This is a genomic window from Paenibacillus pasadenensis (assembly GCF_023715725.1).
Taxonomy (GTDB): Bacteria; Bacillota; Bacilli; order Paenibacillales; family Paenibacillaceae; genus Paenibacillus_O; species Paenibacillus_O pasadenensis_A.
In genome coordinates this window covers 162,205-174,470 of the sequence record NZ_JAMBOT010000007.1, presented here as the reverse complement: position 1 = coordinate 174,470, position 12,266 = coordinate 162,205, and the positions used below count along the sequence as shown (strand labels likewise).

Genomic DNA, 12,266 nt, shown 5'->3' with positions numbered 1-12,266 from the left:
CGAATCCACGGTTCACTGGGTTACGAATCGCCAGATCGGTTTGAAGCAGCTTACTACGAGCAGCAGAACCGATGAACTACGTTATGCGGTGTCCACTTTCTTGACAGAGGTCCACAAACGACCTTACCGAGGGGTAAAACCCGAAAAACGTGCCCCGTAAGGGCGTCAAACGACCTTACCAAGGGGTAAAACCCGGGAAACGTGCCCGATAAGGGCGTCAAACGACCTTACCGCGAGCGAATAACGCCCGGGGAAGCCCCATGATGGAAGGCAGTCCGGACGGCCTCCCTCAAAAATAAAAGAGGCGGAAAACCGCCTCTTATGCGACCGATTATAATTGTTCGCCTACACCAAAGCCGAAGGCGTTAAAGGCAGCATTAGCGCGCAGCAGCGCAAAGCCGCACGGCTCCAGCTCAAGCACAAGTTTGCCGCCCGCGGCGTCAAGCTCTGCTTCACCAAGCATCTCCTGCCATTTCATCTGTTTCACGTCCAGCTCAATGCGGGCCGGCTCTTCGCCTGGGTTGACCGCGATCAGGAAATGATCCTGCTCATCCTGCCGCTGCACCACGAGCAGACTTCCGTTCTCGGCCGCATGCATGAATTCCAGCGTACCGTCGCGTAAAGCGCGATGCTCTTTGCGAACGGCGATCAGCTGCTGGAAGTGTCGGAACAGCTCGCGGTCCTGCTTATCCACATCCCACTCCATGCATTTACGGCAGTCAGGATCGCCCGCGCCGTCGAGGCCGACTTCATCGCCGTAATAGATGCAAGGCGCGCCAGGGAACACAAATTGCAGCAGCGAAGCCAGCTTCATGCGTTCCTTGCTGCCGCCGCATAACGTAAGCAGGCGCTCCGTATCATGGCTGCCCAGCAGGTTAAAGGCAACCGCATTGGCCTGATCCGGGTAGCTGGCGAACAGCTCGCCGAGTTTGCTGGCAAAACGGTCGGCGCCGATGATGCCTTTGGCGGCATAATCAACAACGAGATCGGTGAACGGATAGTTCATCACCGCATCGAACTGATCGCCCGCGAGCCAAGGCAGAGCATCGTGGAACATTTCCCCGAGTATGTACGCATCGGGATTGGCTGCCTTAACGGTGCGGCGGAAGTCGCGCCAGAACTGCATGTCCACCTCGTTGGCGACGTCCAGCCTCCAGCCGTCGATGCCCGCCTCTTCAATCCAGTATTTGGCGACATCAAGCAGATATTGCTTCACCTCAGGATTTTCGGTATTGAGCTTCGGCATTAGCGGCTCAAAACCAAACGTCTCATAGCTCGGGAAGCCGTCCTTAACCGCAATCGGCCATTCCATGACATGGAACCAGTCGGCGTACCTGGAATCCTTGCCTTTTTCGCGAACGTCCTTAAACGGTTCGAACTCTTTGCCGCTATGATTGAACACCGCGTCGAGCATGACCCGAATGCCGCGTTCGTGGCAAGCCGAGACCAGCTTTTTGAGCAGCTCGTTATCGCCGAAATGAGCGTCAACCTTCAAGTAGTCGGATGTGTCGTATTTATGGTTCGTCGTCGCTTGGAACAGCGGGTTAAAATAAATCGCATTTACGCCAAGCTCTTGAAGATGGTCGAGATGGTCGATAACGCCCTGCAAATCGCCGCCAAAAAAGTTTTTCGGCGTCGGTTTTCCGCCCCAAGGCTCGGTGCCTTCGGGATCGTTGGAACAATCGCCGTTGGCAAAACGTTCCGGGAAGATTTGATAAAATACAGCTTCCTTCACCCATGCCGGAGGCGTATGAACATCGGCGGCGTTAAGGAACGGAAAATCGAACATTTTATGCGGATCGGCTGGTTCGTCTTCCCGAAAGCCCTTTTCCTCATAAAAAAGCGCCTCGCCGCCAGAGCGCAGCTCAAAGGCATACTTCGTGCGGCGGAGGGTTGGGCGCACCTCGGCCTGCCAGTAATCGAACCGCTCGTCGGAAGGGAGCTTGTGCATGACGGTTTTGGATACGGTGCGCTCCCAGGCGTATTTATCCCCATGAATCAGAATGGCTTCGGACAAATCGTCCTTTTTGCTTCTCAGTCTGATGTGAAGGGTGGCCGTGTCGTAAGCGTAGGCCCAGTTGCCGCGCGGGCGGTGATAAATAGCCTCAAGATTCATGAGCGATTCCTCCAGTTGGATGATGAAAAGGTTGCGCTTTCAGCTGACTGTTGCGTGGGGATGCAAAAGGCCAAAGAACGGGCTGCTGCCAGTCCCTGTAACTGCACGCAAAAAGGGTACAACCATGGCGCAGAAAGCTTTAAGCGCGAGGTTGTACCCGGATGAGCTGGGTAGCATTGCCTTTATATTGAGTTCATTATAACGGGAGCGGGCGCTGGATGGCAATATCCGTCTTTACGCCCGTTTTTTATGCGCTGGCGCGGCGGGTTTCGGCCTCTCTAGTCTGCTCGGCTTTTTTACGATCGGCCTCTTCCTTGGCTTTGATGGCTTGGTCGCGCTGTTCTTCGGCAGCCAGACCGGCTTTGTTAAGCAGGTTCCACGGGTGATTGTAGTGCGGCTGGAAGAAGAAGTCCACATAAGCAAGGTCCTCGGCCGTCATGCGGTTCTGGATGCAGACCGACAGCGTATTGGCTGCCTGGGTCAAATCGGCCTTCGACAGAATCTGGGCTCCGAGCAGTCGTCCCGTTGCTTGCTCGTAAACGATTTTGAGCAGCACATCCTCATTGTCCGGCATAAAGTCCGGGCGATGCGTTTCGCGCAGCGTAACGGCGGCTGCCGCAAGTCCAGCTTCCTTGGCTGCTTGCTCGGTCAGGCCGGTCGAAGCAATATTCAGATCGAACAGCTTAATTGCCGACGTGCCCTGAGTGCCGCGGTATTTAACTTTGGCTTCGGTCAGATTTTTCCCGGCTAAAGTACCCATGCGCACCGCATTGGTCGCCAGCGGAATGTAAGCCGCTTTGCCGGTCGGGTTGTAACGGACTGCGCAGCTGTCGCCGGCCGCCAGCACATCGGGATCGCTTGTGCGCATATACTCATCAACGAGGAGAGCGCCATTATCCAGCATATCGAGCTGGCCCTTCAGCAGATCCGTGCCGGGGCGGAAGCCGATGCAGAGGACAACGAGATCCGCCTCGTGCTCGCCTTTATCCGTAATGACCTTTGTTACGCGTCCTTCTTCACCTTCAAAACGGCTTACAAGCTGGCCTAGAGCGGGGCGGATGCCTCTTGCTGTCAGCTCATCCTCGGCAACCTCGGTGAACTCGGGGTCGAGGTACTTCGCCATGACGCGGTCCATGTTGTCCAGCAGCGTCACTTCTTTGCCGAGATCGCAGAACGCTTCCGCCAGCTCAATGCCGATATATCCGGCGCCGATAACGGCAACACGCCGGGCTCCTTCAGCGCGGGCGATAATTTCTTTGGCGTGGAAGTAGTTTTTGCACAGCTGGATATTATCCAGCCGGATGCCTTCCATATTCGGTACAACCGGCCACGAGCCCGTCGTGACGACAAGTTTATCGTAGCTGTCCTCAAACTGTTCGTCGGTTGCCAGATTGCGGATGCGGAGCTTTTTGGCGGCGGTGTCGACCTTCAGCACTTCATGGCGCATTCGCGTATCTACGCCAAGCTGGGCCAGCTGCTCGGGGCTGCTGTAGAACAGTCCCTCGGGATTTTTCACCACGCCGCTCACATGAAGGGCGATGCCGCACGACAGGAACGAGATGTTGTCGTTGCGCTCGTAAACGGTAATCTGTGCTTCCGGATGTTCGGCGGCGATAGCTTTGACGGCGGCAGTTCCTGCATGTGTACATCCAATAACGGCGATTTTCATAAGTGAATTCCTCCTTGAGGGAATGTTCTAATATAGATATATTGTGAAATAAATCACAAACTAGCGGTTAATCGGGACGGCCATAACGTCTGCGTCTGGGTCATGCTGCCGCGAGTAGAGCGGAGCCGGATCGCCATCGGAAGAGCTAGACCGTCTTTCGACTGTTCTTTGTTATGTGAAATTAATCACAATCTCTTTATGAATTCATCTTATCATTGAGTCCGGCACCACGCAAGTGGCGTTTTCAGCGATTTATTGCAATTGTGTGACAACTCGACTGGCTGACGCAAAATGGATCAAGCTCTTCCGGTCTCATCTATTTCATAACCAATTCGAGGCAGGTTTACACAGAACAGGGCACGCTGGTTATGGCGGAGGGCATGCAGAAGGTTATGATGCAGGGCTTGCAGGATCGCCTTACTGTACTGCGGCTGACTGAGATTGCTGCATGCCGAAGCTCTCTTCGCCATCTGCAGTGCCCGTTGCCTGCTGCGACGCCTGCCGTCGGCCCGCTGCCGGAAGCCGGCTGTTAACCAGCCTGTGCTCCCGATAGCTCCAAGCTCATCCCCGCAGCTCGCGCAGAGCGCTCACGATCCGCCGCGCCGCTTCCTCGGCGGTGCCTCGGGTGCATGCTGCGTTAAGCCGCATAAAGCCTGATCCGCCCGCGCCGAATGCCGAGCCGGGGCTAAGCTGCAAAAGCGCCTTGTCCATGAAAAACCGGTACAGATCACGGTCATCCATGCCTAACCCGCGGCAGTCCAGCCATAAAAGATACGTTCCTTCCGGCAGCACCGTGCGAATTTCCGGCGCATGCCGGGAAAGCTCGGAGACGATATGCTCCATATTGCCCCGGATGTAAACGAGCGCCTCGTCGATCCATTGTTCCGACTGTTCGTAAGCCGCAATAACGGCGTCGTGTCCTAGCGCCGAGATCGAGCCGACCGAGATGCGCTTTAGCTCCGCCGTAACGGCAGCGCGCAGCTTTGCGTCCGGAATAATGATATTGGAGCTGTTCATCCCGGCAATATTAAATGTTTTGCTTGGGGAAGTGCAGACGAGCGAACGCGCCGCTGCCTCTTCCGACAAGGAAGCAAACGGAATGAAGCTGCCCTCGTGAACGAGATCGGCATGAATTTCATCCGACACAACGAGCACGTTATGGCGGACGCACAGCTCCGCAATCCTCTTCAGCTCCTCCCGGCTCCAAACGCGGCCGACCGGATTATGAGGATGGCACAGAATGAGCATTTTGACCTTCTCGTCCGAGAGCTGCTGCTCCAGCTCGGCAAAGTTCACGCCATACGTGCCGTCCTCCCGCCTCAGCAACGGATTAAGCACCAGCTCCCGGCCGTTGTCCTCTACGACAGCATGAAAAGGCGGATAGACGGGCGGCTGAATGACAATGCCGTCTCCCGGAGAAGTACAGGCTCGTATAATGACAGATAGCGATACGACGACCCCAGGACAAAAACGCAACCATGACGGATCGATTGTCCAACCGTGACGGCGGCTCATCCAACCGGCGACAGCCTCTTTATATTGGGGAGAAATCGTTGTATAACCGAGTACGCCTCGTTTTATTCTTGCCTCAAGCGCGTGGAGCACAGCGGGCGGAGCGGGGAAATCCATATCCGCCACCCACATTGGCAGCGTGTCTTTGCCGTGGTGATGCTCCCATTTCTCCGATGCGATTCCCTCAAAGGAGGGCAAGGTATCAAACTGATGCCGGGTCATGAGGATCAGTCTCCTTTCCGTTTGGTTCAGTTAAATTCAGCTAAGAATAGGGTGCACGAAACAGTCTACGGGAATTAGCCGGAATTGTCATGGGGATGTCAAAAAAAGCAATTTAAAAAAGATTGTCAAGCTATCTAACCCATGTTATAGTGATAACGATTCTCATTATCATGAAATTTAGAGAACTAACGGATAGTGGAGTTAACAAATTTCATCGGGGGTTGAACAACTTGCAACGATTTTCACGTCTTGCCCTATTTGCCATAACACTGGTTTTATCGCTCGTGCTTGCCGCATGCGGCCAGTCATCCAACAATTCCGGAACGGCTTCTCCGTCACCATCGCCTTCCGCGTCTCCAGCCGCCTCAACGGAACCGTCCGCATCGCCATCCGGCGCTGGCGAAACGATGGTGTTCAAAGCCGGCAACGGCGATGTAACCGTGCCAAAAAATCCGCAGCGCATCGTGGATCTGACCGGTTCTTATACGGGACATTTCCTGGCGCTTGGCGTTAAGCCTGTCGGCATTTTGGACTCCGCTCATCAGAATCCGTTTTTTGAAGGCTTGCTGGATGGCGTAGGCAATGTAGGCACTGGCACCGAGGTTGAAAAAATTATCGAGCTTGATCCGGATCTGATCATTACGTTCAACGGCGGAGAAGGGCTGGAGCAGCTGGAAAAAATCGCTCCGACTGTGGCGATTCAATACGGCGTTAAATCCTATAGGGATCAGCTGAAGGAATTCGGCGTTCTTACCGGTAAAGAAGACAAAGCTCAAGCGTGGATTGACCAGTGGGACGCAAAAATTGCCGAGCTGAAGCCGCAAATTCAAGAGGCTGTAGGCGACCGCACCGTGTCCATCCTGAATCCTTATGCCAAAGGCCTGTACGTATTCGGTCATAACTTTGGCCGCAGCGGCGAGATCATCTACGGAGAATTCGGCCTGAAGGCTCCTGCTCCTGCGCAAAAAGAGGCGATTGACAGCGGCACTGGCTGGGCCTCCATCTCCCTAGAGAAGCTGCCAGAATACGCTGGAGACATTATTTTCACTTCTCCTTGGTCCGGAGACGACGCCGATCCGAAAATCGTGTACGACAACGAGCTGTGGAAATCTCTGCCGGCTGTAAAAGCCGGACATGTATTCCAGTTGAATGCGGCAGGCGCATATTTCAACGACCCGATCTCTCTGGATAAACAGCTGGAGTTCGTTAAGGAAAGTCTGCTTTCGCTCAAAAAATAAATCAGTTAAACGGAACAGCCGGGTGCTTCGGAGCACCCGGCTTTTTTCATTGCTCCAGAAACTCCAGTCCCGAATTGCGCAGCCGGATATGAAACTTATAGTTAATCTCGGCATTTCGGTACATGTCCGGCCATTTGTCATAATCGTTCGGATGCATGCGGCCGCGGAAGCGATTGCCAAAGCCGACGATATCCGTGCCCGCTTTCTGCGTTTTTTTGGTCAGGGACCGGGCAAGCCTATGAAGCTCTCCGTCTAATTCCCTTTTAATATCCTCTTCGGTTGTCACTCCCTTATTTTGCGATTTGTCCGTTAACGAAATCGCAACCCATATGACCACGTTGATGATAGGTTTCCCGTTTTCAAGTTTGGTATGAACCTTTGTTTTTTTGTGGACGACCTTAATATCCGAGCGGCTCATCAGCATGATCTCGGTATCAGCCAGCCGCTCCGTAATCATTTCGTAAATCAAGGATTCATCCATAGTAATCATGCCTGCGTATTTGTCACCGTTAAAATAAGCATTGCCAATCTGAGTAAAGAGGCTTTCTTTGTCATCTTTCAACACTGGAACAAGATTGGCGTGAGTAGGGTTGAGAAATTTTGAATAAATTTCCCACAATGTCGTTTTATTCTTTCTTGGAATTCCGCCAGCGTAGGGCTCAAAGTAAAGCTTGGTGTAAATACCGGAAAGCTCGCCGATGGGATTTTTTCTCGTGAATAAGGGGGCCATATCGCCATCAATGATTGCGACGACGGCGTCCAGCGGAACGGAACGATCGCGGATAGCGAATTCCAGATAAGGCAATAGTCCGACACGGGCCGTTTTCATGTTCATTAAAACAGCGCGGGTGGAAGAAACGTCGAGCGACTTCGAGAGCTTGTACTGGACTCGATTTATTGCGTCCATGACGGTAACTCCGCGCGCCGAAGCTGTAAAGGAGGAATCTTTATCATTGGAGCTTGTCGAGCTTGTGATCGGAACGCGAAACCACACTTTAAGATTCTCGTCGTCAATGTCTTCAATGCCGATGGAGCCGACCAGCATCCGATTGTCCACATCCCTGGAATCCCAACAGCCGCTAGAGGTTACGAGCATGCAAGCCGAGAGAGAAATTGCAGCGAGCTGCCGCACTCGTCGGAACGGTCTCATACGCTTCCCGCCTTTCGCTGTTTGATAAAATAGCAGAGCATAACAATGGAAGGGAAGAGGAACATGGAATAAAGACGCAAAAAAACACTGTTAATGATAAACCGCTCCATATTCCTCCATTCCGGAATAAAAAGGGCAATGAAAAATACGAGAAGCATCGTAGCGGCGACAACCCAAACTCCGGGCAGCTTGGTCCAAATGCCGGTGACGATCCGTTCTACCGCTTTTAGCTGCAGCGCAAGCACGAGCAGAATGCAAAGTAAGGTTGCGGACAGAAAAATCGCCGTCAAATTCTCGAAAATGATCCAATATTCATAAATTGCATCCATTTTAGACACAACGGGAAAGGAAAGCGCCTCTGTCATTTCTCGGCCAAAGGTCATAGTCGGAATATAAATAAAACAGAGAACGAGGGCCAGAGTGAAAGCGATTCCTGCCCAAAACCCTTTTTGAAACCGTTTGGCCTGTTGATTGGAATAAGGCGCGATGATCGCAGTAAAGATGAAGCCCATCCATACGAACGACCCTGCATAGAAGTCCCGATGCGTAAAAAAATCGCCAGTCGGTCCCCTCCATGGTCCAGCCAAATCCCATTCGGTAGACGGAAAACTAACGATGATCAATACAAGGATCGTTCCGATGGCCGTAAGGAGAAGAGCTCTTGAAGCGCGGGCAATCGGCATAAAGCCGGATGCAGCCAGAGCAGCGGGCAAGATGATCATGCCGTTCATAAAAGGCATCGGAGTTGTAGGAAGCAGCGTCATGGAAACTAGCTCCGTAAAGGAACGAAGGATAACGGTAATGGCAGCGCACATAAAGACCAAAACAGGAAGCAGCAGCAAAAAAGCAAAGGGCTTGCCAATCAGTTTCCCGACAAAAGGCACGATTTCTTGACCGTTCAGCTTCAACAGCAGCCTTCCGTAAAGCATGCCGCTGAGCAGGGAGGCTGTCGCCCAAACGGCGATGGGAATCCATAAAGGCCCGATCGTGCTGTTAATCAACATACTTGGGTAAATCAGTCCGGCACATGCGCCGGCATATAAAGCATGTATGCAGAAAATATCGTAAGTGCTCAGCGATTCCTGCTTCATTTTTTCCCTCCCTTCTGCGGCATTAGCGTAGTGAGATACGGTGTTCCGAATGAATCCAGGGTACTTAAATAGAAGATCATCGCGGCTAAAATGTAGACGATGCCTAACAATCCGGCAATGCCTGCCCCGACGCAGAAGAAATATTTTAACAGACGCTGTATCAGACCCATCTGATAGTCAATGACGATAAAGTTGGTAATTGCTGTAGCCGCCACAATGATGACGAGCAGGTTGCTCACGATGTTCGCCTGGATGATCGCTTGTCCGAGCACGACGCCGCCGACCATCGTTACGGTAGAGCTGATTGCCTTCGGCAGGCGAGTACCGGCTTCCGTAATGAAATCGATTAGAATTAACATCAGCACCGTTTCAAAAAAGACCGGATAAGGCACACCCTCGCGGCTGGCTGCAGCCGCAAGGCTAATTTCCAACCGGTTAACGTCCACGTTGATGGATGTAAGCGCGACGTAGAGCGCCGGCAGAAACAGATTCATCAGCATGGCCAGAAAACGCAGCGAGTTCTGGAAAACAGATACATAGGGATTTACAAAGCTGTCCTCTGGAGAATGCCAGAAATCCGTATAAACGGCAGGCAGCACCAATGCGAACGGAGTGCCGTCCAGCAATATCGCGATTTTTCCGCGAAGCAGGTCGGAGGAGACACGGTCCGGACGCTCAGTCAGAATCGCCTTCGGGAACAGCCTCATCCAGCGTTTGGTATCCATCAGGCGGAGCAGCTCGCCGGTGTCTTGAATTCCATCCGCTTTCATGTTTGTTAAAATTCCTTTGATTTTGGCCAAGCAGTCATGATCGACTACATCGTTGCAGTAATATATTCGTGCGGGAGTTCTCGTATTTTTTCCAAGAATCATGGAGTATGATTTGAGCTGGGAGGTGCGGATGCGCTGGCGGACGAGCCCGGAATTCACCTCCAAGTTTTCATTGAACGCATACAGAGGTCCTTGCAGAACAGTTTCGGTATACGGGGATTCCAAACCTCGCTGCTGCACCTGCTGCAAATCCAGCAGCAGCCCTGTAGACGAGTTTTTCATGCACAGAATCGCCACTCCGCTGCACAGCGCCTGCTCGCATTCCTCGAGATCGGCTTCTCCAATAGGTGTTCCTTCATATTCGAGCAGCTGTGACTTCAACGAATTTTCGTCAGCTGAAAGCGTAAAGTGGAGCTGCTGATGCGACGTAAGCGTGGAAAGATAACAGAGAAACACCTCGTCCTCGCCGCTTCCGCCTATTTTAAAAGCAATATAATCACTGGAATCACTGAAAAGCACATTCAGCTGCTCCATTAACATTCCGGTTCCTTGTTCAGTGCGCAAGCGATGAAGCTGAGCCAGCAGACGGGACATGTCGGTTGCTCCTCCTTTTCATGAAAGTAATGGCAGAGATTAGTGTTGGCAACCTGTTTTGGAAATATGTACAAACAGCAAAAAGCCCGCCATCCGAAGATGACGGGCAAGTGTTAAGCTAGAGCTGAGCTTATTTGAACCAGCCTTTTTCCTTGAAGCGGGAAACGGCCTCAATCCGGTTGCTGACGCCTAGCTTGTCGAGAATGACGGAGATATAGTTGCGCACCGTACCGCTGGACAGAAACAGCTGGCTGGCGATCTCCTTTGTATTTTTACCGGCGGATACAAGCTCCATGACCTCACGCTCGCGCTCGGTGAGCGGATTGCCTTCGTTGTACACCTCGTCGACAAGCTCTGGAGCATACAGCCTGCGTCCTTCCATGACGCTGCGGATGGAGCCGGCAAGCTCCTCGCTGGAGCTGTCCTTGAGCAGGTACGCCTGTACTCCCGCTTTAAGCGCGCGTTCGAAGTAGCCTGAGCGGGCAAACGTCGTCAAAATCATTACTTTACAGCCGTCGCTTTTCAGCTGCTCCGCAGCCTCCAGCCCGTTCATGATCGGCATTTCTATATCCATAATGCAAACATCAGGTTTATGCTTATTGACCAGCTCAATTGCGTCACTGCCGTTTGCGGCTTGGCCAACCACCTGCATATCCTCTTCCAGATCAATGAGAGAGCCGAGCGCGCCCAGCAGCAGCCGCTGGTCTTCGGCGAGAACGATACGAATCACAGCATTTCCTCCTTTTCCATACGGCTTACATTATGAGGAGCGTTCATCCGAATTGAGGTGCCATCACTGCCGCTCGTTGTTTCCAGGCTTCCGTTGACGAATTCCAGCCGTTCCTTCATCCCTTGCAGTCCGTTGCAGCGGTCTGGAATGCGGCGGAGCTTAAAGCCGATTCCGTTATCTTTGACGAGCACGCGGATGACGTCCGGCTTCTGTTCAATGCGGACAAGGCAGCTGCTGGCGCGGCTGTGCTTCACAACGTTGGTGACCGCTTCTTTGATGCACATGCTGAGCATATTTTCCGTAAACCGGGATGTATGAACGAGTTTAGCATCGCCTTCCAGCACAAATTCAATGTCCGCCGCTTTCAAAATCTGGCCGACCCGGCCAAGCTCGTCCTCCAGCCTTGCGCCGCGCATATGCGAGACCATCTCACGGACTTCCTGCAGGGCAATACGCGCCGTTTGGTGGACGTCCGCCATCTCGCCGCGCGCCCGTTCCGGATCCTTCGTCAACAGCTTGCCTGCGAGATCGCTTTTGAGCCGGATGAGCGACAGCTGCTGGCCAAGGGTATCATGCAGATCAAGCGCGATGCGCTGCCGTTCCTCCAGAACGAGCAGGTCAGCGATGCGCCGGTTTGCGTCCTCAAGCTGGCCTTGGAGCCGATCCTGCTTGAGCCAGTTGTAGCGGCTAAACGGAAGCACCGATACGCCAACCAGCATGATGGCGATGATAGGGAGCTGGGGAATGAAAAAGGCGTTCTGCATTGCGTAAGCCGTATATACCGCCGTTGCGACGAGAACCAGATGGACGATATACAGACTCAAAAATCCGCCTCTGCTCCGGGTATTTCCGATATAAAAGGCGAGAAAAAAGGAGAAGTAAGGGTACTGAAAATAAATGGTCATGACGGCTGAAATGGCCATCTGAATCGAGAGGCCCGTGTACATGCGCCAGCCGCGCCCTTTGCGCGTCAGCTGGAAGCAGAAGAAAAAGACGGCAACCATCAGGCTGCCGGCTACAATGCTGCCCGTGTCCGAGTAGCGGAAAATGAAATAAAACGGCAGAACGATAAAGATCAGCCAAATATAAGGTACAAGCCCCGTGTTGCGGGGCAGCACCTGATGCCATTTTTGCTGCATGTATTGAATCGGCTCCTTGCCTGATGCCGGCGTTA

The 12,266-nt window shown here is 52.9% G+C and carries 10 protein-coding genes; 2 read left to right on the top strand and 8 right to left on the bottom strand.

The window, feature by feature from the left end; translation table 11 throughout:
• Nucleotides 1-331: 331 nt before the first annotated feature.
• A complete protein-coding gene (locus tag M3223_RS17555) occupies nt 332-2,116 on the bottom strand; it encodes an alpha-glycosidase (protein WP_251563915.1) in 1,785 nt (594 codons plus the stop codon).
• A gap of 247 nt (nt 2,117-2,363) precedes the next feature.
• Nucleotides 2,364-3,785: an FAD-dependent oxidoreductase gene (locus M3223_RS17550; RefSeq protein ID WP_251563913.1), complete on the bottom strand. Its 1,422-nt coding sequence runs from the start codon at nt 3,783-3,785 to the stop codon at nt 2,364-2,366.
• Nucleotides 3,786-4,153: 368 nt separating this feature from the next.
• Between M3223_RS17550 and M3223_RS17545 the strand changes: the two genes are divergently transcribed.
• The gene (locus tag M3223_RS17545) at nt 4,154-4,318 is read left to right on the top strand and encodes a hypothetical protein (RefSeq protein ID WP_251563911.1); all 165 of its coding nucleotides are present in this window, start codon (nt 4,154-4,156) and stop codon (nt 4,316-4,318) included.
• A 28-nt stretch (nt 4,319-4,346) separates the two neighbouring features.
• Here M3223_RS17545 and M3223_RS17540 read toward each other — a convergent pair whose 3' ends face one another.
• Nucleotides 4,347-5,519 (bottom strand): MalY/PatB family protein, encoded by a 1,173-nt coding sequence (locus M3223_RS17540; RefSeq protein WP_251563909.1) that lies wholly within the window; start codon nt 5,517-5,519, stop codon nt 4,347-4,349.
• A 230-nt stretch (nt 5,520-5,749) separates the two neighbouring features.
• Between M3223_RS17540 and M3223_RS17535 the strand changes: the two genes are divergently transcribed.
• Nucleotides 5,750-6,757, top strand: a complete 1,008-nt coding sequence (locus M3223_RS17535; protein WP_251563906.1) for an iron-hydroxamate ABC transporter substrate-binding protein — start codon at nt 5,750-5,752, stop codon at nt 6,755-6,757.
• A gap of 46 nt (nt 6,758-6,803) precedes the next feature.
• Here the strand turns inward: M3223_RS17535 and M3223_RS17530 are convergent, their stop codons facing one another.
• The 5 genes from M3223_RS17530 to M3223_RS17510 all read right to left on the bottom strand — a co-directional run bounded on the left by M3223_RS17530 (nt 6,804) and on the right by M3223_RS17510 (nt 12,231).
• On the bottom strand, nt 6,804-7,907 hold the full coding sequence (locus M3223_RS17530) for a Ger(x)C family spore germination protein (RefSeq protein ID WP_251563904.1): 1,104 nt from the start codon (nt 7,905-7,907) through the stop codon (nt 6,804-6,806).
• Entirely contained in the window at nt 7,904-8,998 is a 1,095-nt protein-coding gene (locus tag M3223_RS17525; protein ID WP_251563901.1) for a GerAB/ArcD/ProY family transporter, read from the bottom strand. The genes M3223_RS17530 and M3223_RS17525 overlap by 4 nt, the downstream gene beginning before the upstream one ends.
• A complete protein-coding gene (locus M3223_RS17520) occupies nt 8,995-10,362 on the bottom strand; it encodes a spore germination protein (protein WP_251563899.1) in 1,368 nt (455 codons plus the stop codon). The genes M3223_RS17525 and M3223_RS17520 overlap by 4 nt, the downstream gene beginning before the upstream one ends.
• 130 nt (nt 10,363-10,492) lie before the next feature.
• Entirely contained in the window at nt 10,493-11,092 is a 600-nt protein-coding gene (locus tag M3223_RS17515; protein ID WP_251563897.1) for a response regulator, read from the bottom strand.
• Complete coding sequence (locus M3223_RS17510) at nt 11,089-12,231, bottom strand: sensor histidine kinase (protein WP_251563895.1); 1,143 nt, start codon at nt 12,229-12,231, stop codon at nt 11,089-11,091. Before M3223_RS17510 ends, M3223_RS17515 begins: the two co-directional genes overlap by 4 nt.
• Nucleotides 12,232-12,266: the final 35 nt, after the last annotated feature.

Coding starts and splice junctions, on each gene's coding strand:
- M3223_RS17550 (WP_251563913.1), bottom strand. CDS start 3,785: ATGAAAATCGCCGTTATTGGATGTACACATGCAGGAACTGCCGCCGTC.
- M3223_RS17510 (WP_251563895.1), bottom strand. CDS start 12,231: ATGCAGCAAAAATGGCATCAGGTGCTGCCCCGCAACACGGGGCTTGTA.
- M3223_RS17540 (WP_251563909.1), bottom strand. CDS start 5,519: ATGACCCGGCATCAGTTTGATACCTTGCCCTCCTTTGAGGGAATCGCA.
- M3223_RS17520 (WP_251563899.1), bottom strand. CDS start 10,362: ATGTCCCGTCTGCTGGCTCAGCTTCATCGCTTGCGCACTGAACAAGGA.
- M3223_RS17525 (WP_251563901.1), bottom strand. CDS start 8,998: ATGAAGCAGGAATCGCTGAGCACTTACGATATTTTCTGCATACATGCT.
- M3223_RS17530 (WP_251563904.1), bottom strand. CDS start 7,907: ATGAGACCGTTCCGACGAGTGCGGCAGCTCGCTGCAATTTCTCTCTCG.
- M3223_RS17545 (WP_251563911.1), top strand. CDS start 4,154: ATGGCGGAGGGCATGCAGAAGGTTATGATGCAGGGCTTGCAGGATCGC.
- M3223_RS17555 (WP_251563915.1), bottom strand. CDS start 2,116: ATGAATCTTGAGGCTATTTATCACCGCCCGCGCGGCAACTGGGCCTAC.